Here is a 21395-nt window from a genome sequence, read left to right on the forward strand (position 1 = left end):
ACGGTCACGCGTGTGCAAATGCCAGGTTGCCCCTATCCGACGACCCCACGAGGACACCCCTTGAGCGACAGCACCTTCGCCTTCGACGAGCAGCTGCCCCGCGTCCCGCTGCCCACCCTGGAGGAGAGCTGCACCCGCTTCCTGCACTGGTGCGCGCCCCTGCTGACCTCCGACGAGTACGCCGCCACCGCGGCCGCCGTCGAGGATCTGCTGCGCCCCGACAGCCCCGCCCGCACCCTGCACGCCGATCTGCAGCGGTTCGACGAGACCCCGGGCGTGGGCAGCTGGCTCGACGAGTTCTGGCCCTCCCGCTACCTGGGCCGCCGCGACCGGATCGCGTTGAATGCGAACTTCTTCTTCCTGTTCCGCGACGACACCGCCCTCGCCTCGTCGACCAGCGCCGACCAGAGCGAGCGCGCCGCCGCCCTCATCGCCGCGACCGTCGGCTACAAGCTGCGCCTGGACCGGGAGGAGATCCCGCCCGCCACCCAGCGCGGCACGCGACTCAATATGGCGCAGAACAAGTTCCTGTTCTCCGAGACACGCATACCGGACGCACCGCAGGACACCGTGCGGGTGCCCTACAGCGATGCCTGGCCCGGACCCTCGGACGCCCGCCACATCGTGGTCTTCTACCGCGGCACCATGTTCCGCATGGACGTCCTCGGCTCCGGCGGCGTCCCCTACACCCCCGAGGACCTCGCCGACGGCCTGCGTGCCGTCATGAAGGCCGGTGCGCGCCGCGCCGCCACCAACACCTCGCCCGGGCACCTGACCACCCTCGCCCGCGCCGACTGGGCGCCGGTCTACGCGGCGCTGCGGCCCGCCAATGCCGCCGCCTTCGACACCATCGAGACCGCGCTGTTCTGCGTCTGCCTCGAGGACTTCGCGCCACGCGACACCCTGCACGCCTGCGACCAGCTGCTGCACGGCGACAGCGGCAACCGCTGGTTCGACAAGTCGGTGTCGTTCATCGTCTTCGCCGACGGCGAGGCCGGCATCAATGTCGAGCACTGTGGCCTGGACGGCACCACCATCCTGTCCTTCGTCGACACCCTGCTCGAGGCGCCGGTGACCGACCACGCCGAACAGTCGGGCGCGCAGGCGCAGGGCCTGCCCGCCATCGAACCCGTCGAGTTCGTCCTCGGCCCGGAATCCAAGACCGAGATCGCCTCCGCCGCCGCGTCTTTCGCGCAGTACGCCGCCGACACCGCCACCACCACGGTGTCGTTCGACTTCGGCACCAACCGTGCCAAGCGGCTGGGCATCTCCCCGGACGCCTTCGCGCAGCTGAGCTATCAGCTCGCGCACCGCCGCAGCAAGGGGCTCAACGGCGCCACCTACGAATCCATCGCCACCCGCCAGTTCCGCAACGGCCGCACCGAGGCCATGCGCGTGATCACCCAGGAGATGCTGGATTTCGTTGCCGCCATGGAGGATCCGGCCGTGGACCGGGACCGCAAACTGGTGGCGCTGCGCACCGCCGCCGAGGCACACGTGCGCCGCGCCCAGGAATGCCAGCGCGGCGAGGCCCCCGAACAGCACCTGTGGGAACTGCAGTGGATCCAGCGCCGCCGCGGCGAACAGCTCGGCGCGACGGCCCCGATGGCCTTCTACGACAGCCCCGGCTGGACCATCACCCGCGACGACTACCTGAGCACCAGCTCCGCGCCGTCGGTGAACATCCAGTACTTCGGTTTCGGCTCCACCAGCCCCAAGTGCATCGGCATCGCCTACGTGCTGCTGCCCGACCGCTGGAACCTCTACCTGGCCACGCCCAAGCACGTCGCCCAGCAGATGCACGACTTCGCCGAGCAGCTGCGCGGGGCGGTCACCGAACTCGCCGAACTGCTCACCGTATAACCGATTGCGGGGAGTGTGCGCCCGTCTGAAAGAATCACTCCCCGTGAAATCTTTCGAAGCCCTGTTCGCCGAGCTGCAGGATCGTGCCGCCAACCGCCCCGAGGGGTCGGGCACCGTCGCCGCCCTGGACGCCGGCGTGCATGCGCAGGGCAAGAAGGTGCTCGAGGAAGCCGGCGAGGTCTGGATCGCGGCCGAGTACCAGAGCGATGAGGAACTCTCCGAGGAGATCTCGCAGCTGCTCTACTGGGTGCAGGTGCTGATGGTGGGCCGCGGGCTGCGGCTCGAGGACGTGTACCGACATCTGTGATGCGCCGGTGCGCCGCACGCTGTGCCCATTCAAGGGCTGGGTGCGGCGCACCGTTCCGCTCAGCCCCTGTCGACATGTCTTCCCTCCCCGTTCCGAAAGGACCTCCCATGCTTCGCGTCGCAGTCCCCAACAAGGGCGCACTTTCCGAATCCGCCCTCGCCATCCTGTCCGAGGCGGGCTACCGCAAGCGCACCGACTCCCGTGAGCTGAGCGTGCTGGACCCGGTCAACCAGGTCGAGTTCTACTTCCTGCGGCCCAAGGACATCGCCATCTACGTCGGTTCCGGCGAGCTCGACCTCGGCATCACCGGCCGCGACCTGGCCCTGGATTCCGGTGCGCCCGTGCAGGAACGGCTCGCCCTCGGCTTCGGCCGCTCCACCTTCCGCTACGCCGCCCCGGCCGGGCGCGAATGGAAGGTCGAGGACCTCTACGACAAGCGCATCGCCACCTCCTACCCGAACCTGGTGCTGACGGACCTGGCCAGGCACGGTATCGAGGCCGAGGTCATCCGCCTCGACGGCGCCGTCGAGATCTCCATCCAGCTCGGCGTCGCCGACGCCATCGCCGACGTGGTCGGCTCCGGCCGCACCCTGCGCCAGCACAACCTGGTCGCCTTCGGCGAGTCGCTGTGCTCCTCGGAGGGCGTGCTCATCGAGGCCAAGGGCGCCGATCAGCACGACAAGGCCCGCAACCAGCTCGTCGCCCGCATCCAGGGCGTGGTCTTCGCCCAGCAGTACCTGATGCTGGACTACGACTGCCCCAAGGCGCTGCTCGAGGAGGCCGTCAAGATCACTCCCGGGCTGGAGTCGCCGACCGTGTCGCCGCTCACCGATCCCGAGTGGGTCGCGGTGCGCGCGCTGGTGCCGCGCAAGAACGGCAACGAGCTCATGGACCAGCTCGCGGACCTGGGCGCCAAGGCGATCCTGGCCACCGACATCCGGTCCTGCCGCGCCTTCTGATTCCGGTCGGGTCAGGACGGGCCGGATTCCGGCTCGTCCTCGCCGGACGGGAAAGGCGGTGGGGTGCCGCCGAATTCGGGGCATAGTCGCTTGAAATCGCAGTACTCGCACAGCCAGCTCGGGCTGGGCGGGAACTCCCCGGTCTCGGCGGCGGTCACGATGGCGGCCCACAGCGCCGACAGGATCCGCTCGAAGCGCAGCAGTTCCTCCGGGTCCGGCGCGTAGGTGAGGGTGACACCGTCGGCGAGGTACATCAGCCGCAGTTCCGCCGGCGCCCGGCCCTGGGTGCGCAGCAGGACCAGGGCATAGAACTTCAGCTGGAACAGGGCCCGGGTCTCGTAGGTGAGGCCCGGGGCGCGGCCGGTCTTGTAGTCGATGACGTGCAGTTCCCCGTCGGCCGAGCGGTCGATGCGGTCCACGATGCCGCGCAACGGCGTGCCGTCGGGCAGGTCGGCCTCGATGAACGTCTCGCACGACTCCGGATCGAAGCCGGACGGATCCTCCAGCCGGAAGTACACGCCCACCAGCTTGCGCACCTCGGCCAGGAACCCGGGCAGCTCCTCGGCCGGAATCAGCGACTCCACCTCGGGCCGCGACTCGCGCACCCCTGTCCACGCGGGTTCGACCAGAGCGGCCGCGGCCTCGGCATCCCGCTCGGTGGCGGGCAGCCCGAACAGTGCCTCCAGCACGGCGTGCACCACCGTGCCGCGCACCGCCGCCCGCGAGGGCGGTTCCGGAATCTGGTCGATGACCCGCAGCCGGTATTTCAACGGGCACTGCTTGAAATCGATTGCGCGCGAGGGGGACAGGGCGGGGCCACGCGGAGCGAACCGCTCCGTCTCCGGGGTACTGATCACGTCAACCGACATACCTGGCAGGCTAAACGCAGGCACCGACAAGGTGCGGACGAATCCGGCGCAGCACATTCGCGGCGACGCACGACTTCATCACAACCACGCAGAACGGAGATTCATGACGGCCAGACGGACCGGCCCATTCCAGATCGGTGACCGGGTACAGCTGACCGACGCCAAGGGGCGCAAGTTCACGGTGATCCTGGAGGCGGGCAAGGAATTCCACACCCACGCCGGCCACATCAACCACGACGACCTCATCGGCGCCGACGAGGGCTGCGTGGTGAACTCCGCCAAGGGCACCCCCTACCTGGCCCTGCGCCCGCTGCTGACCGACTACGTGCTGTCCATGCCGCGCGGCGCGGCGGTCATCTACCCCAAGGACTCCGCCCAGATCGTCCACGAGGGCGACATGTTCCCCGGCGCGAAGGTCCTGGAGGCCGGCGCCGGCTCGGGCGCGCTGACCTGCTCGCTGCTGCGCGCGGTCGGCCCCGACGGCAAGGTCATCTCCTGGGAGATCCGCGACGACCACGCCGAGCACGCGGTCAAGAATGTCGAGCGCTTCTTCGGCGAACGCCCCGCCAACTGGGAACTCACCCTCGGTGACGTGGCGGACTACGCCGGCGAACAGGTCGACCGCGTCGTCCTCGACATGCTCAAGCCGTGGGACGCGCTCGAGGCCGTCTCCAAGGCCCTGATCCCCGGTGGCGTCTTCCTCGCCTACGTGGCCACCACGACCCAGCTCTCCGAGGTGGTCGAGGCGCTGCGCCGCCAGGGCTGCTGGACCGAGCCCACCGCCTGGGAATCCATGGTCCGCCCCTGGCACGTGGTCGGCCTCGCGGTGCGCCCCGAACACCGCATGCAGGGCCACACCGCCTTCCTGGTCAAGGCGCGCCGCCTCGCCGACGGCGTCACCGCCCCCAAGCCGCAGCGCCGCCCGTCCAAGGGCTAGCGCCGGGAAGATATATCCCGATGCCGGGATCCGGCCTCGATACGAACGCGCCCCCGCCACGGAACGGCGGGGGCGCGTCGTCGTATTCAGCCGATCGCGAAGCGGTTTCGCCGCGTCAGCAGGGCGCCTTGCCCATGGCCAGGATGGTGCAGCCGGTGTTCTCCGACAGCTGCCAGCCCGCGTCGGTGTGCTGCCAGTTCATGGGCACGCCGGGCATGGTGCCGTGCGGGGAGACGATGGCGACCGAGGCATTGGCGGTGTCGCCGGTGGCCTGCACGCCCGAGACCGTCCAGCCGATGCTGCCGTAGTTGGCCAGGCCCCGGTTCATCGCCTCGATGTTCGAGGTGCGCGCACCGCCGTTGACCATCAGGTTCGCCTTGTCGGCGGCGGGCACGGCCGGGTCGGTGAAGCGGGTCAGCGTCGACTGCAACTCGTCGGCGGAGGGCGCGGGGGCGTCGGCGCCGGCGAGGCCCGCACCCGAGGTGAGGGCGACGGCGGCCGCGGCGACGGCCAGGGACAGGCGAACGGAACGAGCGAGCATGAACGAACGGGCCTTTCGGGACTCGAGGGGGTGGTTACTGGCAGGCCGCGCGGGCCATGCCGAGGATGGTGCAGGCGCCGGCGTCGGAGAGCTTCCACGCGCCGTCGCTGTACTGGAAGGTCATCGGGACGTCGGGCATGGTGCCGTGCGGGGAGGTCACCGACACCTTCGCGTCGGCCTTGGTCCCGTCCTGCTTGATCTCACCGACGGTGAACCCGACCTGGTAATGCGCCAGTCCCTGGTTCATGGTGTCGATATTTCCGAGACGTTTGCCGCCGTCGACGACTAGTTTGGCTTTGTCGGCAGCCGGCTTCGCCGGGTCGGCGAAGGCCGTGAGCACGCTCTGCAGGGCGTCCGCGGTCGGCGCGGGCGCGGTGGCGGTGGCCGATACGGTGGTGGTCGAGGACGAAGAACCCTTGTCGTCGGAGCCGCAGCCGGTCACAGTTGCGGTAACGGCCGCGAAGGCCGCGACGGTAGCCACGGAAACACGAAGCGTCCGCGTGACGTTGCGCATACCAGGAGTACGACTGGTGGGAAGGAGCATCAACGGCGCCTTTCGGCTCGGTCCGGCGATTAACTCGCCGGAAACAGGTTAGGGCAGGCTAACATGCTCGTCCGACCTGCAGGCCGCAGCCTAGATGTGATCACGACGAAACCATGTCGGAAAGCGGGAACGGTTAGAGCCCGGTAGCGTTGATAGACCGGGACTGGGAGGAGCAGCATCATGAGCCCCATCGAACATTCGGATTCGGCCGCCTGGAGGGAACTCGAGGCAGTACGCGCCGAGGCCGCTGCACTCCGGAGGCAACTCGCCGACACGCCGGATCGCACACGGGAATTGGAAGCGCGCGTCGATTCGCTGACGATTCGCAACACCAAACTGATGGACACCTTGAAGGAAGCGCGCCAGCAACTGGTCGCTCTCCGTGAGGAAGTGGACCGCCTCGGCCAGCCACCCTCGGGCTACGGCGTCCTCATCGGTGTGTACGACGATCAGACGGTCGATGTGTTCACTTCCGGGCGCAAGATGCGGCTGACGTGTTCGCCGAATATCGACACCACCACCCTCCACTACGGGCAGACCGTGCGTCTCAACGAGGCGCTGACCGTGGTCGAGGCGGGCGATTTCGACTCCATCGGTGAGATCGGCACGCTGCGTGAGATTCTCGACGACGGGCGCCGCGCGCTGGTCGTCGGGCATGCCGACGAGGAGCGGGTGGTCTGGTTGTCCGGGCCGCTGACCGCCCTGGTCGACGTGGACGACCTCGAGGATCCGGATCGTCCGATTCGCAAACTGCGGCCGGGTGATTCGCTGCTGGTCGACACCAAGGCCGGGTTCGCCTTCGAGCGGATCCCCAAGGCCGAGGTCGAGGACCTGGTGCTCGAAGAGGTGCCGGATGTCGGCTACGAGGACATCGGCGGCCTCTCGCGCCAGATCGAGCAGATCCGCGACGCGGTCGAATTGCCGTTCCTGCACAAGGATCTGTTCCGCGAGTACGCGCTGCGCCCGCCCAAGGGCGTGCTGCTCTACGGTCCGCCCGGTTGCGGTAAGACGTTGATCGCGAAGGCCGTTGCCAACTCGCTCGCCAAGAAGATCGCCGAGGCGCGCGGTGAGGACGCCAAGGAAGCCAAGTCGTTCTTCCTGAACATCAAGGGCCCCGAGCTGCTCAACAAGTTCGTGGGTGAGACCGAGCGCCACATCCGGATCATCTTCCAGCGGGCCCGCGAGAAGGCGTCCGAGGGCACCCCGGTGATCGTGTTCTTCGACGAGATGGATTCGATCTTCCGCACCCGCGGTTCGGGTGTCTCCTCCGATGTGGAGACCACCGTTGTGCCGCAGCTGCTCTCGGAGATCGACGGCGTCGAGGGCCTGGAGAACGTGATCGTGATCGGCGCCTCCAACCGTGAGGACATGATCGATCCCGCGATCCTGCGGCCCGGCCGCCTGGACGTGAAGATCAAGATCGAGCGCCCGGATGCCGAAGCCGCGCAGGACATCTTCTCCAAGTACCTGACGGAGACGCTGCCGCTGCACAGCGAGGATCTGCAGGAGTTCGACGGCGATCGCGGCAAGTGCGTGCAGGCCACCATCGAACGCGTGGTGGACCGCATGTACGCCGAGTCCGAGGACAACCGCTTCCTGGAGGTCACCTACGCCAACGGTGACAAGGAGGTCCTGTACTTCAAGGACTTCAACTCCGGCGCCATGATCCAGAACATCGTGGACCGGGCCAAGAAGTACGCCATCAAGTCCGTTCTGGAAACCGGCAATCCGGGTCTGCGTATCCAGCATCTCTACGATTCGATCGTGGACGAGTTCTCCGAGAACGAGGACCTGCCCAACACCACGAATCCCGATGACTGGGCCCGCATCTCGGGTAAGAAGGGTGAGCGCATCGTCTACATCCGCACCTTGGTGACGGGGAAGAACGCCAGCGCCAGCCGCGCCATCGACACCGAGTCGAACACCGGCCAGTACCTGTAAGCCGGAAAAGCCGAGGGGCTCGCATCCTTTCGGATGCGAGCCCCTTCGCACGCGCGGAGGCGGTGCGGGTCAGCTGATCCCGGGGATGAAGCCGGGGTACACCCAGTGCGAGACACCGCCACCCGGGGCGCCGGAGCCGCTCACGTTCGGGAAGTTGAACGGCAGCCGCTTCAGTGCATGCGGGTTGCCGTCGGCGTCGGCCTGGACGCAGTTGGTGGTGACGCCGTGGAAGCCGGAGCAGACGATACGGGTCGAGGTGCCGTACGGCGAGGTGAGGCGGGCACGATTGACCAGCGGGTTCCAGAAGTCGGGGTCGCCGGGGGTGAGGAAGTCATGGGTCTCGAAAACGTAGATGGGGCTGCGGTCCTGCTGGACCGGCCAGTCGTCGGCGGCCGCGGGGCCGGTGCCGAGGCCGAGGGCGGCACCGGTGAGGGTGGCCGCGGCGGCCAGGCCGGTGACGCTACGGGTGATCGTGTTCATGTACCCCTCCATGGAACGTCGATTGACAGTGCGCATCGATGAGAGCATCGGTTCGTGCCGGGCGACCGTAACGGACGGCATGGTCGCGGTGGGGGCAATCACGCGCCGGGACCGTGATCAGCGAGTGCTGCGCAGCCGCCGATCCTCGGTCCAGTCGACGATGAGCCGCCGCTGCCGGAACCGCCAGGCGCCGCCGTCGCGGGCGAAGGTGTCGTCGTAGCGGATGTGCATGACGAAGACCCGGGAGCCGTCGGTATCGTCGTAGACATGGGAAGCGGTGCAATAGGTTTCGCCCCGCACCTCGTCACCGGAGAAGTCCAGCAGCTGGTTGGCGATCACGTGCCGGGTGATGCGGTAGCGGTCGAGGGGCCGCATGGCCGCCTCGATCCGGGCGCGGCCGCGCACCATCGTCGTGGGCTGCTCGCCACCCCACTCGATGACCAATGTGCCGTCCGCGGTGAAGAGTTCGGCGATCGCCGCATCACGGCGGCGGTCGGCGTGGGAGGCGTAGCGCTCGGTCAGTTCGCGCAGGGCGAGTCGGGTTTCCAGCTGGTCCATGGGGTCTCCTCGATAGGACGGGGTCGAGATCGTTCCTACTGGTCCGGGGCAGGCGTGACCCGTGATTGCCCGCTGGGTGGGATCTGGTGTCAGGCCCGCCGGACCCGGCGGTAGGTCGGCACGGCCACCGCGGCGGTGGCGAGATGCCGTGCCACCTCGGGGATTTCGGAGTCGGCGAGGGCGGCGACGGTGAGGCGCAGGTGGTCGGTGTGGGGGTGGTCGGTCACCTCGAACGGGCCGCCCGGGGCCGCTTTGATGCCGGCTGCAGCCAAGGAGATCATGGCGGCGTTCTCGTCCGTGACGGGGAACCAGAGGTTGATCCCGTCGCCACGGGGGAGACGGATGTCGTGGTGCGACAGGGATTTTCGCAGCGCGTCGGCGCGGGCGCGATAGATGCCGCGGGCCGTGGTGACGGTGGTGCGGGCGGCGTCGTCGGTGAGCATGTGCAGCAGCACCCGCTGGAGCAGCCGGCTGGTCCAGCCGGGTCCCAGCATGCGCCGCTCGAGGAGCGGGTCGAGCAGGTCGGCGGGGCCGCCGACGGCGGCCAGGCGCAGGTCCGCGCCGTGGGATTTGGAGTAGGAGCGAATGTGCACGGTGCGGGTCGGCAGGCGGGCTGCGAGGGAGCGCAGGGGCGCGTGGGTGATGCCCGAACTGTGGTCGTCCTCCACGATGACCGGCGTGCCGCCCGCGACGACCGCGGCATCGGCCAGCACGTCGGCCAGTTCGCGTACCCGCCGGGCCGACAGCGAGGCGCCGGTGGGGTTCTGAGCGCGCGGCTGGAGCAGCACGAGGACCGGGGAGCGGGCCGCCAGGGCGGCGGCCAGCCGATCCGGACGCATACCGGATTCGTCGAGATCGATGGGAACCGGTCGCGCCCCCAGCCGGGCCAGCAGGTCCAGAAACGGCGGGAAGCACGGGTTCTCGACCGCCACCGCGTCACCCAGCCGGACGTGGGCGGCGAGCAGGCGGTCGACGGCGTCGAGCGCGCCGTCGAGGATGGTGAACCTTTCGGCGCGGGCCGGCCAGTCCGCGCGAATGGCGGCCTCGAGCTCGGGGAGCACGGCCTCGCCGAGGTAGGTGGCCGACAGGTCGTCGATGCGGCCGTCGTCGCCGAGACCGCGCAATGCGGCGGTGAGGTCGGGGAGCAGCGCTGGATCGGGGGTGCCGCGTGAGAGGTCGATGCGGAAGACGCTGTCGGAGTGGGGGTGGAGGCGTTGGTAGCGTCCGGCGGCGGGCGTGTGCGGGGCATGCGGCGCGTCCTGGACGAAGGTGCCCGCCCGGCCGCGCGCCACGATCGCCCCGGCCGCCGCCAGCGCACGCCACGCCTGATTGACCGTCACAGGGGAGACCTTCAGCTCCCGGGCCACCTCGCGCACGGTGGGCAGCCGGGTGCCGGGCGCCAGCGCGCCGGACCGGATGCGCTGGCCGATTCCGGCCGCGATCCCGGCCGCGGTGCGGTCGTGTGCGGCGGCGGCCAGGTCGGCGGCGGATTCGGCGGTCACAGACTCAGTGTGCGAGGGGGACGGCGGTGGCTCCGACGGGTGCGCCGGAGGTTTTACGGTCACGAAATCGTTTCCTTCATCTTGTAACACAAGCGAATTCGTTTCAGGTGCAGTATCACAAACTATGGCGATTGTTCGAGCGGCGCTGGTGCAGACGAGCTGGACCGGCGACAAAGAGTCGATGATCAAAGCGCACGAGGACTACGCGCGGCAGGCTGCTGCGGCGGGGGCGAAGGTGATCTGCTTCCAGGAGCTGTTCTACGGGCCGTACTTCTGCCAGGTCCAGGACACCAAGTTCTACGACTACGCCGAATCGGTGCCGGGCCCCACCGTGGAGCGGTTCGCGGCGCTGGCCCGCGAGCTCGGCCTGGTGATGGTGCTGCCCGTCTACGAGCAGGAGCAGCCGGGACTGCTGTACAACACGGCGGCGGTCGTGGACGCCGACGGGACCTACCTCGGTAAATACCGCAAGCACCACATTCCACAGGTCAACGGGTTCTGGGAGAAGTTCTACTTCCGCCCCGGCAATCTGGGTTGGCCGGTCTTCGACACCGCAGTCGGCAGAGTCGGGGTCTACATCTGCTACGACCGGCACTTCCCCGAGGGCTGGCGGGCGCTGGGCCTGGCCGGAGCGGAGATCGTGTTCAATCCCTCGGCTACTTCGCGCGGACTGTCGAGCTACCTGTGGAAGCTGGAGCAGCCCGCCTCGGCGGTGGCCAACGAATACTTCATCGGGGCCATCAACCGGGTGGGCATCGAGGAGTACGGCGACGACGACTTCTACGGCACCAGCTACTTCGTCGACCCCGAGGGGCAGTTCGTGGGTGAGGTCGCCTCCGACACCGCCCCCGAGCTGGTGGTCCGCGACCTCGACATGGAACTGATCAATGTGGTGCGCGACCGGTGGGCCTTCTATCGGGACCGGCGTCCGGATGCCTACGGAAAGCTGGTGGAGCCGTGAGCACGACCTTCATCCACGGCGGAATCGTGGTGTCCGCCACCGGATCCCAGCCCCTCGACGTCCTCATCGACGGCGAGACCATCGCCGCGGTGGTGCAGCCGGGATCCACCGCGCTCGGCGCCGACCTGGCCGCCACCGCCGACACCGTCGTCGATGCCGCCGGCAAGTACGTGATCCCCGGCGGCGTCGACGGCCACACCCACATGCAGCTGCCCTTCGGCGGTACCGAGGCGTCGGACACCTTCGAGACCGGCACCCGCGCCGCCGCGTGGGGCGGCACCACCACCATCGTCGACTTCGCGGTGCAGAAGCCGGGCGAGCGGGTCCAGGACAGCCTGGCGCTGTGGCACGAGAAGGCGGCCGGAAACTGCGCCGTCGACTACGGGTTCCATCAGATCGTCGGCTCGGTGGACGCCGAATCCCTCAAGGGCATGAGCGAATTGGTGTCCGAGGGCGTCACCAGTTTCAAGCTGTTCATGGCCTACCCGGGCGTCTTCTACTCCGACGACGGCCAGATCCTGCGCGCCATGCAGACCGCGGGTGATCTCGGCGCCCTGCTCATGATGCACGCCGAGAACGGGATCGCCATCGATGTGCTGGTGGAACAGGCGCTTTCGCGGGGCGAGACCGCGCCGTACTACCACGGCGTCACGCGCCCGTGGCAGATGGAGGAGGAGGCCACCCACCGCGCGATCATGCTGGCGCAGTTGACGGGCGCCCCGCTGTATGTCGTCCACGTCTCCGCCAAGCAGGCCCTGGAACAGATCGCGCAGGCACGGGGCAAGGGCCAGAACGTCTTCGGCGAGACGTGTCCGCAGTACCTGTACCTCTCGCTCGAGGAGAACCTGGGCGCACCGGGTTTCGAGGGCGCGAAATGGGTGTGCTCGACACCGCTGCGCGCCCGCGCCGAAGGTCATCAGGACGAGCTGTGGCGCTACATCCGCACCGGCGACGTCAGCACCGTGGCCACCGACCACTGCCCCTTCTGCATGAAGGATCAGAAGGAGCTCGGTCTCGGCGATTTCAGCAAGATTCCCAACGGGATCGGCGGCATCGAGCACCGCATGGACCTGATGTTCCAGGGCGTCAAGGACGGCCGCATCTCCCTCGAGAAATGGGTGGAGGTGTGCTGCACCGCCCCGGCCCGCATGTTCGGGCTCTACCCGCGCAAGGGCGTCATCAGCCCCGGCGCGGACGCGGACGTGGTGATCTACGACCCCCACGGGCACACCAGCATCGGCCTGGGCAAGACCCACCACATGAACATGGACCATTCGGCCTACGAGGGCTTCGAGATCGACGGTCACGTGGACACCGTGCTCTCGCGCGGCCGGGTGATCGTCGACGCGGGGCAGTACCTGGGCAGTGCCGGCCACGGCCGGTACGTCAAACGCGGCCTGTCCCAGAACCTCATCTGACGAACCCGAGCTACGAGGGGAGAGTGCCGCATGGACATCGGTGTGGTGCTGCAGTGCACACCGCCCGCGTCACGGGTGGTGGAACTGGCGAGAATCGCGGAGACACACGGGTTCTCGCACGTGTGGACCTTCGATTCGCACCTGCTGTGGCAGGAGCCCTACGTCATCTACAGCCAGATCCTCGCCGCGACCCGCAAGGTCACGGTGGGCCCGATGGTGACCAACCCGTCCACCCGTGACTGGACCGTCACCGCCTCCACCTTCGCCACTCTCAACGATATGTTCGGCAACCGCACCATCTGCGGTATCGGCCGCGGCGATTCGGCCGTCCGCACCCTGGGCGGGCGGCCCGCCACCCTGGCGACCCTGCGCGAATCCATCGACGTCATCAGGGAACTGGGCAACGGCCGCAGCGCGCACATCGGCGACACCACCGTCCGCTTCCCGTGGGCGCAGGACTCCCGGCTGCCGGTGTGGGTCGCCGGATACGGTCCGCGCGCCCTGGATCTCACCGGCGAGGTGGCCGACGGGTTCATTCTCCAGCTCGCCGACCCGGACATCACCGCCTGGACCATCGCCCGCGTCCGGGCCGCCGCCGAACGCGCGGGCCGCGACCCGGGGTCGGTGACCATCTGCGTGGCGGCACCCGCCTACATCACCGACGGCACCGTCGGATCGCTGAAACACGCACGCGAGCAATGCCGTTGGTTCGGCGGCATGGTCGGCAACCACGTCGCGGACATCGTCGCCCGCTACGGCTCCGACTCCGAGGTGCCCAAGGCGCTGACCGACTACATCGCCGGGCGGCGCGGTTACGACTACAACGAGCACGGCCGGGCGGGAAACGTGCACGCCGAGTTCGTTCCCGACGACATCGTGGACCGCTTCTGCATCCTCGGCACCCCGGACGAGCACCTGACCCGGCTGCGCGAGCTCGAGGCCCTGGGCGTCGATCAGTTCGCGGTCTACCTGCAACACGACGCCAAGACCTCCACCCTCGAGGCCTACGGCGAATCCGTGCTGCCACGCCTGGCACATCCGATCGAGGCGACGGTGACCGGATCGTGAGTGTGACGACGACCGAGCCACCGTCCCCGACCAGCACCGAGCCGCAGGAATTCTCGTTCGCCCGCACCGCCCTCGCGGGCCGCGGGCGCGGATGGCGGCTGCTGTATCCGATCGTGGCCTTCGCCCTGCTCATCGCGATCTGGGAACTGGTGAAGGCGCTGGTTCCGGCCAATGGCGGGAGCATCGGGAACCAGCGCGTCCTGCCCCGCACCTCCGACGGCGCGCTGCCGCACTCCTGGGCGGTGCTGACCGTGCTGGGGGAGCGGGACGGGAAGACCACCGTCGGCGCGACCCTGCTGCGTACGGCGGGCTTCACGCTCGAACTCGCGCTGCTGGCGCTGGTACTGGGCACGGTGGTCGGTGTCGCGCTGGCGGTGCTCATGCAGCGGTTCTCGTGGGTGGAGCGCGGGCTGCTGCCGTATGTGATCGTCTCGCAGACCGTGCCGCTGATCGCGCTGGCCCCGCTGGTGGCGGGGTGGGGCGGCAAGATCGTCATCGCGGGCCGGCCGTGGCAGCCGTGGATGAGCATCGTGGTGATCGCGTCCTACCTGGTGTTCTTCCCGGTCGCCATCGGCACGCTGCGCGGATTGCAGTCGCCGGCACGGGCTTCGGTGGAGCTGCTGCACAGCTGCGCGGCGGGATGGTGGGCCACCCTGATACATCTGCGGTTGCCCGCGGCCGTGCCGCACATCCTGCCCGCCCTGCGGCTGGGCGCCGCCGCCGCGGTGATCGGCTGTGTGGTGGCCGAGATCTCGACCGGCACCGCGGGCGGCATCGGCCGCCAGATCATCGTCTTCTCCCAGCAGTCGACCGGCAATGCGGCGCGGTTGTACGCCGCGGTGATCGCGGCGGCCCTGCTGGGCGTGGTGCTCACCGGATCGGTCTCGCTCGCCGAGGTGCTACTGCGCCGCTATGCCCGGTCCGGCCACACCGCGGGAGCGGCCCGGTGACCATCGCGCTACCCGTTCGTTCGTTCGGAGGTACCCCGTGACCGTCGAGACATCCGCGGCCGCACCGGAACCGGCGGTGGCCGCGGCCATCCCCGCCGTCGAGTTGCGTGGCGTCGGCAAGATATTCGCCGCCGGCGCGGTGACCGCGCTCGAGGACGTGAGCCTGCGCGTCGCGGCGGGTGAATTCGTCGCCCTGATCGGCCCGTCCGGGTGCGGCAAGTCGACGCTGCTGCGCATCGTGGCCGACCTGGAGCAGCCGAGCTCGGGAACCGTTGTGGTGCACGGGAAGACCGCCAGGCAGGCCCGGCTCGATCAGGAGTACGGCATCGCCTTCCAGCAGGCCGGACTGCTGGATTGGCGGACCGTGCAGGAGAACATCGAACTGCCGTTGCAGCTGCACGGGGTACGCAAGGCCGAAAGGCGCTCCCGCAGTGCCGAACTGCTCGAGATCACCGGCCTGACCGAATTCGCGCGGCGCTTCCCGGCCGAACTGTCCGGCGGCATGCAGCAGCGCGTCGCCATCGCCCGCGCGCTGGCCCGCAAACCGCCGCTGCTGCTCATGGACGAGCCGTTCGGCGCGCTCGACGAGATGACCCGCGAGCGCATGCAGGGCGAACTGCTGCGGATCGCCGAAGAGACCGGCGCCGCAGTGGTTTTCGTCACGCACTCGATCCCGGAGGCGGTCTTCCTCTCCGACCGCGTGGTGGTCATGACCCCGCGTCCCGGGCGCATCACCGGGGTGCTGGCCACCGGCGGCCGGGACCGCCACAGCGACGACGAGGTCCGGTCCAGCGAGGAATTCTTCACCGCTGTGGCCGCGGTCCGCGCCGCCCTGCATGAGGGGCACGGCAGCGCAGGCACGCCGGAAAGCGCCGCCGGACGGGACATGCGATGACGCGCATGCTCCGATTCTGGTTGCCGCCAGCGCTTTTCGGCGTCGCGCTGCTGGTGCTGTGGCAGGTGCTGACCGTCGCGGCGGGCGTCCCGTCGTTCCTGCTGCCCGCGCCCAGCGCCATCGGACAGGCGTTCGCCGACAATCACCACGCCATCCTGGAGGCCGCCCTGGCCACCGGGAAGAACGCGCTGGCCGGCCTGCTCGCCGGTGCGGTGCTCGGCATGGCCGCCGCCACGGTGGCCGTGCGCTTCCGGGTGGTCGACGGGGTGCTCGGCGCGCTGGCGGCCGGCGCGGCCGCGGTGCCCATCGTGGCGCTGGCTCCGCTGCTGAACTCCATGTACTCCACCACCACCGACCTGCCGCGCCGGCTGGTGGCCACCATCGTTGTGTTCTTCCCCGTCTTCGTCAGCACCACACGGGGATTGCGTCAGGTCCCGCGAGTGCACGAAGACCTCATGACCGCCTACGCCGCCACCGGCTGGCAGATCACCCGCACCGTGCGCCTGCCCGCCGCGCTGCCGTACCTGTTCACCGGGCTGCGCATTGCGGCGCCCGGTGCGGTGATCGCGGCGATCATCGCCGAATACTTCGGCGGTCTCCAGCACGGCCTGGGCAGCCGCATCACCTCCGCGGCGGCCAATACCGCCTATCCGCGCGCCTGGGCCTACGTGGTCGCCGCCATGATCCTCGGCCTGGTGTTCCTGGCCGCCGTGCTGCTGCTCGAACAGCTCACCCGCAGACCCCGCACCATCCCTGGGAGATCGAAATGAGAAGTGCCACCCGCAGATTCCGTATCCGGGCCGTGCTGGCCGCCGCCACCCTGGCGGTGGCGGCACTGTCCGGATGCAGCACCACCGACAATTCCCCGACCACCGCCGACGGGCTCACCAAGGTCAAGCTGCAACTGCAATGGTTCAAGCAGGGCCAGTTCGCGGGCTACCTGGCCGCGCAGGCCCAGGGCTACTACAAGGAACAGGGTCTCGACGTCCAGATCCTCGACGGCGGCACCGATATCGTGCCCCAGACCGTCCTGGCCCAGGGACAGGCCGACTACGCGATCGCCTGGGTGCCCAAGGCCCTGGCCTCCCGGGAGGCCGGTGCGGGCATCACCGATGTCGCCCAGATCTTCCAGCGCTCCGGCACCAAGCAGGTGTCGTTCAAGAGCGCGGGCATCAACGGCCCCGCCGACCTCGCGGGCAAGAAGGTCGGAAACTGGGGCTACGGCAACGAATTCGAACTCTTCGCCGGCATGACCAAGGCGGGCCTGGACCCCGCCAAGGACGTCACCCTGGTCCAGCAGCAGTTCGACATGAACGCTTTCCTCGCCCACGACATCGACGCGGCCCAGGCCATGTCCTACAACGAGTACGCGCAGTTGCTCGAGGTGAAGAACCCCGCCACCGGAAATCTGTACACGGCAAACGATTTCGCCACCATCGACTGGAACGATCAGGGTGTGGCCATGCTCCAGGACGCCATCTGGGCCAACACCGACAAGCTGAAGGACGCCAAGTACGCCGATCAGACGGTGAAGTTCATCGCCGCCTCGCTCAAGGGCTGGGCCTTCTGCCGCGACAATGTGGACAGGTGCCGCGATCTGACCGTGGCCGCCGGGTCGACCCTGGGCGCGAGTCATCAGCAATGGCAGATCACCGAGGTGAACAAGCTGATCTGGCCGTCCCCGAGCGGAATCGGGATGATCGATCGGGCGGCGTGGGACCGCACCGTCTCGATCGCGAAGACCACCCGCAACCAGGAGGGCAAGACCGTCCTCACCAAGGATCCCGACGCCGCCGCGTACAGCGTCGAGTACGTCACGAAGGCCCTCGACCAGTTGAAGTCCCAGGGCGTCGATGTCACCGGGAGTTCCTACGTCGCACAGCCGGTCACCCTCGCCGAGGGCGGAAAGTAGCGCGTTCCGGTCATTATGTGATGTAAGTCACAATTTTATCAAACCGATATAAACCCTGGTGGAACACGTTCTACCGTGGGGCTCTCGTCGGGTTGGGGAAATGTTTCCCCGGGAAATGGCTCCCCTCGAATGTGAACCGTGCATGATTCACATGCCCGACATGTCATTTGAAAGATGAGGAGTACCCCGTGTCCGGATCCGCTTCGGATTTCCTGGCTTCGGTTCTGATCAAGACCATCCAGGGTCTGTTCAGCGGCAGTGCCGGCGGCACCACGCCGACCGCCTGAAACCGCAGTAGCACGACGGCCCATCGAATCGCGCGGGATTCGATGGGCCGTCGGCGTTGGTGGGCTCAGCGCAGCAGGTCCGGGATGAGCACCCGGGTGTCGGGCACGAACGGCCACGCCGGGTTCTCCAGATGTGACCGCAGCTCCTCGTCGGACCACCACCAGCCGTCCGCGATCTCCTCCGGCTGATGCCGGATCGGCCCGTCGTAGCGCAGTTCGTAGGCGAACAGATGGCAGCGCATCGGCCGCCCCGCCCACTCGCCGTCCCAGGACGCGCTCGCCAGTGGCAGCGGCCGATCATCGTGCGGGCCCAGTTCGATGCCCAGTTCCTCGCCCAGCTCCCGGACCGCCGCCGCGGCCGGTTCCTCGCCCGGATCCAGCACCCCGCCCGCCAGGCAGTCGTGCATGCCGGCGAAAACGGCCTTGGTATCGGTCCGCTTGTGCACGTATACCTTCGACCCGTCGCCCGAGCGGACCAGCACGCCCGCACTGGCGTGCCACAGGCCCTCCGCGTACACCACCGCGCGCTCCTGCGCGCCGATCTCACGACCGGCGGCGTCGTACACCGCGATCATCTCCGGCATGGACCGGGCTCTCCTTCCTGCCGCGCCGCGGAACCCGGCGCCCTGCCGTGCACAGTAGCCATGCCTCGCGGGCTCCCGGCTCCCGGCGTAGCCTCAGGGACGCAACCGTTTTCGTCAGGGAGGACGAGATCATGCCGCTGCCGCAGGTACTCGCGAGGATCAATCGGCGGGTCAGCAACCCGGTTCTGGGGGTCGGGGCCCGGGTGGCGCCGTTCTTCGGGATCGTGATCCACCGCGGTCGTCGGTCCGGGCGTGTCTACCGGTCCCCGGTCATGGTCTTCGAGCGCGACGGCGGCTACCGCATCGCCCTGACCTACGGGCGGGACGTGGACTGGCTGAAGAACATTCGGGCGGCGGGGACCTTCGAGTTCGAGACTCGCGGGCACACGGTGACCCTCACCGATCCGGTGGTCGGCCACGACGCCTCCGCATCGTGGGCCCCGCCGCTGGTGCGTCAGGTGCTGGTGGGCCTGAACGCCGAGGACTACGTTCAGGCCCGGCGCGCCGACTGACGCCCGGCGGGCGGCTCAGCGCACAGTGAGTCGGAGGGTCAGCGCACAGTGAGCCGGATGATCACACAACCCTGCTGCCAGCTCTGATAGGCATCGGCGAGATTGGGATTGCCCGCCCCGTCGACGCCCATGCCGTTGAACTTGGCCCACTGCTTGTTGTCGCGGGCGATGACCTCCGACAGCCGTACCACCGATTCGGCATCGGTGACCACCTCGGCGTCGGCGGTATGCCTGGTCCCGCCCAAGGACACCTCGATGGGCACGCCCTTGCGGATATTGCTGACCCACGGATGCTTGGCGGTGCCGACCAGGATGTCGCCGTCGTGGCGGGTGTAGGCGACGGGCACGTCGTAGTGCCTGCCCGATTTGCGGCCCACCACGTGCAGCACGCACAGCCGCTTGCCGACCTTGGCAGACAGCACCGGCACCCGCAGCAGGCCGCGAATGCAGGTATTGAGCAGGTTCTGATAGGACGGGATCGGCTCCGGACCGGTGGTGGTCGGGGTCCCGTAGGGATTGGTCTCGGGGGTCCGGTCGGTCATGCCGTCCTCCTTCGCTGAAACGCGTTGTGCGGCAGTCACACCGGCATCGAGTATAGATCGCGTGTCGCCGTGTCCGGAATTTGCTGGAAATAAGCTGTAGATTCCGGAGTGTTCGCACCATGACCCGTCGGCGAGGAGTGCGCGTTGACAGATGTGATGAATCGCCCAGCTCGGCCGCTCGGTGCCGGACGGCACGCCAAGGCCGAGGAACGCCCGCCCATGGCGTGGTGGACCGTCGCGGCTGTCGCGGTGCCGGCGGCAGTGGCGCTGCTGTTGTCGGCGAGCCGGTACGGGTATTTCGGGGACGAGCTGTACTTCCTGGCCGCGGGCCGGCGGCCGGGGTTCGGGTACGCGGATCAGGGGCCGGTGCTGCCGCTGCTGGCGTGGCTGATGGACAGCCTCGCGCCCGGATCGTTCTTCGTGCTGAGGCTGCCGTCGGTCGCGTTGACGGTGACCGCGATCGTGCTCTGCGCCATGCTCGCGCGGGAGTTCGATGGCGGCCGGTGGGCGCAGCTGCTCGCCGCGATCGGGTACGCCAGCTCGCCGTTCCTGCTGTTGCAGGGGACCATGCTCACCACCAATGCCGTCGACACCGCGCTGTGGGTGATCATCACCTGGCTGGTGGTGCGCTGGGTGCGCACCCGCGATGACCGGCTGCTGCTGGCCGCCGCCCTGGTCACCGCGCTGGATATGCAGGTGAAGTGGCTGATCCCGTTCTTCTGGATCGCGGTCGTGGCGAGCAGCCTGCTGTGCGGGCCGCGCGAGCTGGTGCGGAGGCCGCTGCTGTGGGTGGGCGGGGCGATCGTGGTGGCCGCCACCGTGCCCGAGCTGATCTGGCAGGCCCGGCATTCCTGGCCGCAGCTGAAGATGGGCGGGGTGATCGGATCCGAGCAGGGGATCCTGGGCGGGCGGCTGCTGTTCGTGCCGATGTCGGTGAGCCTGGCGGGATATCTGGGCGCCCTGCTGCTGTTGTGGGGACTGTGGGTGCTGCTGCGCTGGGACGTGCTGCGGCCCTTCCGGTTTCTGGGCGTCACCCTGCTGCTGTTGTACGCGGCGTTCCTGATCACCGGCGGGCGGATCTATTACGCGGCGGGCATGTACGCGGTGCTGATCGCGGCGGGCGCGGTCGGCGTGGTCGGCACGGCCGAGCGGATCGCCCCGGTGTGGCGCCGGTCGCTCACCGTGTGTGTGGCCGTATTGGCGCTGGGCGCAACGGTTTTCACGCTCCACTCGACCCCGTGGCGGCCCGCCGATCAGGTGCATCCGCCCCGTGACGACGCCGAGGCCGCCATCAGTATCGGCGTGTACGGCTCGTTCGGGTGGCACGAGCTCACCGACGAGGTGACCCGCGCCTACCGGGCGCTCACCCCGGCCGAGCGCACGCACGCGGTCATCGTCACCGACACCTACTGGCAGGCGAGCGCGCTCGACGAGCTCGGCCGCGACCGGCTACCGCCGCTGTACAGCCCCAGTCGCGGCTTCGGCTACTTCGGCGCCCCGCCCGACGACGCCACCGCGGTGCTGGCCGTCGGCAGCTCCGAGGCGGTGCTGCGCAGCCAGTTCGGGCACGTCGAACCCGTCGGCAAGGTGGACACCAGGCTGGGCTTCAAGGGCAATACCCAGGACGTCACCATCTGGAAGTGCTCGGGCCCGAAGCAGCCGTGGTCACAGGCGTGGCCGAACTGGATGCACCTGTAGCGGCGCCCGCAAGCAGCGCCCGCCGAATCCGCAGCACGCGCGGAGCTTGCGCCCGCGGCGGTCCGGT

The 21395-nt window shown here is 68.7% G+C and carries 22 protein-coding genes; 14 read left to right on the top strand and 8 right to left on the bottom strand.

What is annotated here, in order from left to right; all coding sequences use genetic code 11:
- Positions 1-60 precede the first annotated feature (60 nt).
- From ACWEKS_RS24255 to hisG, 3 genes are all read left to right on the top strand, one after another.
- Complete coding sequence (locus tag ACWEKS_RS24255; protein ID WP_452342177.1) at positions 61-1863, top strand: choline/carnitine O-acyltransferase; 1803 nt, start codon at positions 61-63, stop codon at positions 1861-1863.
- Positions 1864-1906: 43 nt separating this feature from the next.
- A complete protein-coding gene (locus ACWEKS_RS24260) occupies positions 1907-2170 on the top strand; it encodes a phosphoribosyl-ATP diphosphatase (RefSeq protein WP_033085388.1) in 264 nt (87 codons plus the stop codon).
- Positions 2171-2277: 107 nt separating this feature from the next.
- On the top strand, positions 2278-3129 hold the full coding sequence (gene hisG, locus ACWEKS_RS24265) for an ATP phosphoribosyltransferase (RefSeq protein WP_364618149.1): 852 nt from the start codon (positions 2278-2280) through the stop codon (positions 3127-3129).
- Between the two features lie 11 nt (positions 3130-3140).
- Here the strand turns inward: hisG and ACWEKS_RS24270 are convergent, their stop codons facing one another.
- On the bottom strand, positions 3141-3998 hold the full coding sequence (locus tag ACWEKS_RS24270) for a RecB family exonuclease (protein ID WP_452342178.1): 858 nt from the start codon (positions 3996-3998) through the stop codon (positions 3141-3143).
- 103 nt (positions 3999-4101) lie between these two features.
- Here ACWEKS_RS24270 and ACWEKS_RS24275 point away from each other — a divergent pair, with 103 nt between their 5' ends.
- The gene (locus ACWEKS_RS24275) at positions 4102-4935 is read left to right on the top strand and encodes a tRNA (adenine-N1)-methyltransferase (RefSeq protein ID WP_452342179.1); all 834 of its coding nucleotides are present in this window, start codon (positions 4102-4104) and stop codon (positions 4933-4935) included.
- Positions 4936-5050: 115 nt separating this feature from the next.
- Here the strand turns inward: ACWEKS_RS24275 and ACWEKS_RS24280 are convergent, their stop codons facing one another.
- Entirely contained in the window at positions 5051-5476 is a 426-nt protein-coding gene (locus ACWEKS_RS24280; RefSeq protein ID WP_452342180.1) for a hypothetical protein, read from the bottom strand.
- 34 nt (positions 5477-5510) lie between these two features.
- Positions 5511-5957 (bottom strand): hypothetical protein, encoded by a 447-nt coding sequence (locus ACWEKS_RS24285; RefSeq protein ID WP_452342181.1) that lies wholly within the window; start codon positions 5955-5957, stop codon positions 5511-5513.
- A 243-nt stretch (positions 5958-6200) separates the two neighbouring features.
- On the opposite strand from ACWEKS_RS24285, the gene arc reads away from it, so the two are divergent.
- Positions 6201-7961, top strand: a complete 1761-nt coding sequence (arc, locus tag ACWEKS_RS24290) for a proteasome ATPase (protein WP_452342182.1) — start codon at positions 6201-6203, stop codon at positions 7959-7961.
- A 69-nt stretch (positions 7962-8030) separates the two neighbouring features.
- Here arc and ACWEKS_RS24295 read toward each other — a convergent pair whose 3' ends face one another.
- The 3 genes from ACWEKS_RS24295 to ACWEKS_RS24305 all read right to left on the bottom strand — a co-directional run bounded on the left by ACWEKS_RS24295 (position 8031) and on the right by ACWEKS_RS24305 (position 10501).
- Complete coding sequence (locus ACWEKS_RS24295; protein ID WP_452342183.1) at positions 8031-8441, bottom strand: hypothetical protein; 411 nt, start codon at positions 8439-8441, stop codon at positions 8031-8033.
- 117 nt (positions 8442-8558) lie between these two features.
- The gene (locus tag ACWEKS_RS24300) at positions 8559-8999 is read right to left on the bottom strand and encodes a nuclear transport factor 2 family protein (protein WP_452342184.1); all 441 of its coding nucleotides are present in this window, start codon (positions 8997-8999) and stop codon (positions 8559-8561) included.
- Positions 9000-9088: 89 nt separating this feature from the next.
- Positions 9089-10501, bottom strand: a complete 1413-nt coding sequence (locus ACWEKS_RS24305) for an aminotransferase-like domain-containing protein (RefSeq protein WP_452342185.1) — start codon at positions 10499-10501, stop codon at positions 9089-9091.
- 124 nt (positions 10502-10625) lie between these two features.
- On the opposite strand from ACWEKS_RS24305, the gene ACWEKS_RS24310 reads away from it, so the two are divergent.
- Genes ACWEKS_RS24310 through ACWEKS_RS24340 form a run of 7 tightly spaced genes read left to right on the top strand, consistent with a single transcriptional unit; the run spans position 10626 to position 17705 of the window.
- Complete coding sequence (locus ACWEKS_RS24310; RefSeq protein ID WP_452342186.1) at positions 10626-11462, top strand: nitrilase-related carbon-nitrogen hydrolase; 837 nt, start codon at positions 10626-10628, stop codon at positions 11460-11462.
- Entirely contained in the window at positions 11459-12880 is a 1422-nt protein-coding gene (gene hydA / locus ACWEKS_RS24315; RefSeq protein WP_452342187.1) for a dihydropyrimidinase, read from the top strand. The genes ACWEKS_RS24310 and hydA overlap by 4 nt, the downstream gene beginning before the upstream one ends.
- A gap of 30 nt (positions 12881-12910) precedes the next feature.
- Complete coding sequence (locus ACWEKS_RS24320; RefSeq protein ID WP_452342188.1) at positions 12911-13948, top strand: TIGR03842 family LLM class F420-dependent oxidoreductase; 1038 nt, start codon at positions 12911-12913, stop codon at positions 13946-13948.
- Positions 13945-14898 (top strand): ABC transporter permease, encoded by a 954-nt coding sequence (locus tag ACWEKS_RS24325; RefSeq protein WP_452342189.1) that lies wholly within the window; start codon positions 13945-13947, stop codon positions 14896-14898. The genes ACWEKS_RS24320 and ACWEKS_RS24325 overlap by 4 nt, the downstream gene beginning before the upstream one ends.
- A 37-nt stretch (positions 14899-14935) precedes the next feature.
- Entirely contained in the window at positions 14936-15793 is an 858-nt protein-coding gene (locus ACWEKS_RS24330) for an ABC transporter ATP-binding protein (RefSeq protein ID WP_452342190.1), read from the top strand.
- Entirely contained in the window at positions 15790-16563 is a 774-nt protein-coding gene (locus tag ACWEKS_RS24335) for an ABC transporter permease (RefSeq protein WP_452342191.1), read from the top strand. Before ACWEKS_RS24330 ends, ACWEKS_RS24335 begins: the two co-directional genes overlap by 4 nt.
- Positions 16560-17705 carry an ABC transporter substrate-binding protein gene (locus ACWEKS_RS24340; protein ID WP_452342192.1) on the top strand — a complete coding sequence of 382 codons (1146 nt, stop codon included), beginning with the start codon at positions 16560-16562 and terminating at the stop codon, positions 17703-17705. The genes ACWEKS_RS24335 and ACWEKS_RS24340 overlap by 4 nt, the downstream gene beginning before the upstream one ends.
- Positions 17706-18057: 352 nt before the next feature.
- Here the strand turns inward: ACWEKS_RS24340 and ACWEKS_RS24345 are convergent, their stop codons facing one another.
- Entirely contained in the window at positions 18058-18576 is a 519-nt protein-coding gene (locus ACWEKS_RS24345; RefSeq protein ID WP_354832126.1) for an NUDIX hydrolase, read from the bottom strand.
- Positions 18577-18707: 131 nt separating this feature from the next.
- Between ACWEKS_RS24345 and ACWEKS_RS24350 the strand changes: the two genes are divergently transcribed.
- On the top strand, positions 18708-19088 hold the full coding sequence (locus tag ACWEKS_RS24350) for a nitroreductase family deazaflavin-dependent oxidoreductase (protein WP_379385942.1): 381 nt from the start codon (positions 18708-18710) through the stop codon (positions 19086-19088).
- 38 nt (positions 19089-19126) lie between these two features.
- Here ACWEKS_RS24350 and ACWEKS_RS24355 read toward each other — a convergent pair whose 3' ends face one another.
- Positions 19127-19630 (bottom strand): nitroreductase family deazaflavin-dependent oxidoreductase, encoded by a 504-nt coding sequence (locus ACWEKS_RS24355; protein ID WP_452342193.1) that lies wholly within the window; start codon positions 19628-19630, stop codon positions 19127-19129.
- Positions 19631-19783: 153 nt separating this feature from the next.
- On the opposite strand from ACWEKS_RS24355, the gene ACWEKS_RS24360 reads away from it, so the two are divergent.
- Positions 19784-21328: a glycosyltransferase family 39 protein gene (locus tag ACWEKS_RS24360; RefSeq protein ID WP_452342207.1), complete on the top strand. Its 1545-nt coding sequence runs from the start codon at positions 19784-19786 to the stop codon at positions 21326-21328.
- Positions 21329-21395 lie beyond the last annotated feature (67 nt).

Source organism: Nocardia sp. NPDC004711 (assembly GCF_053601595.1).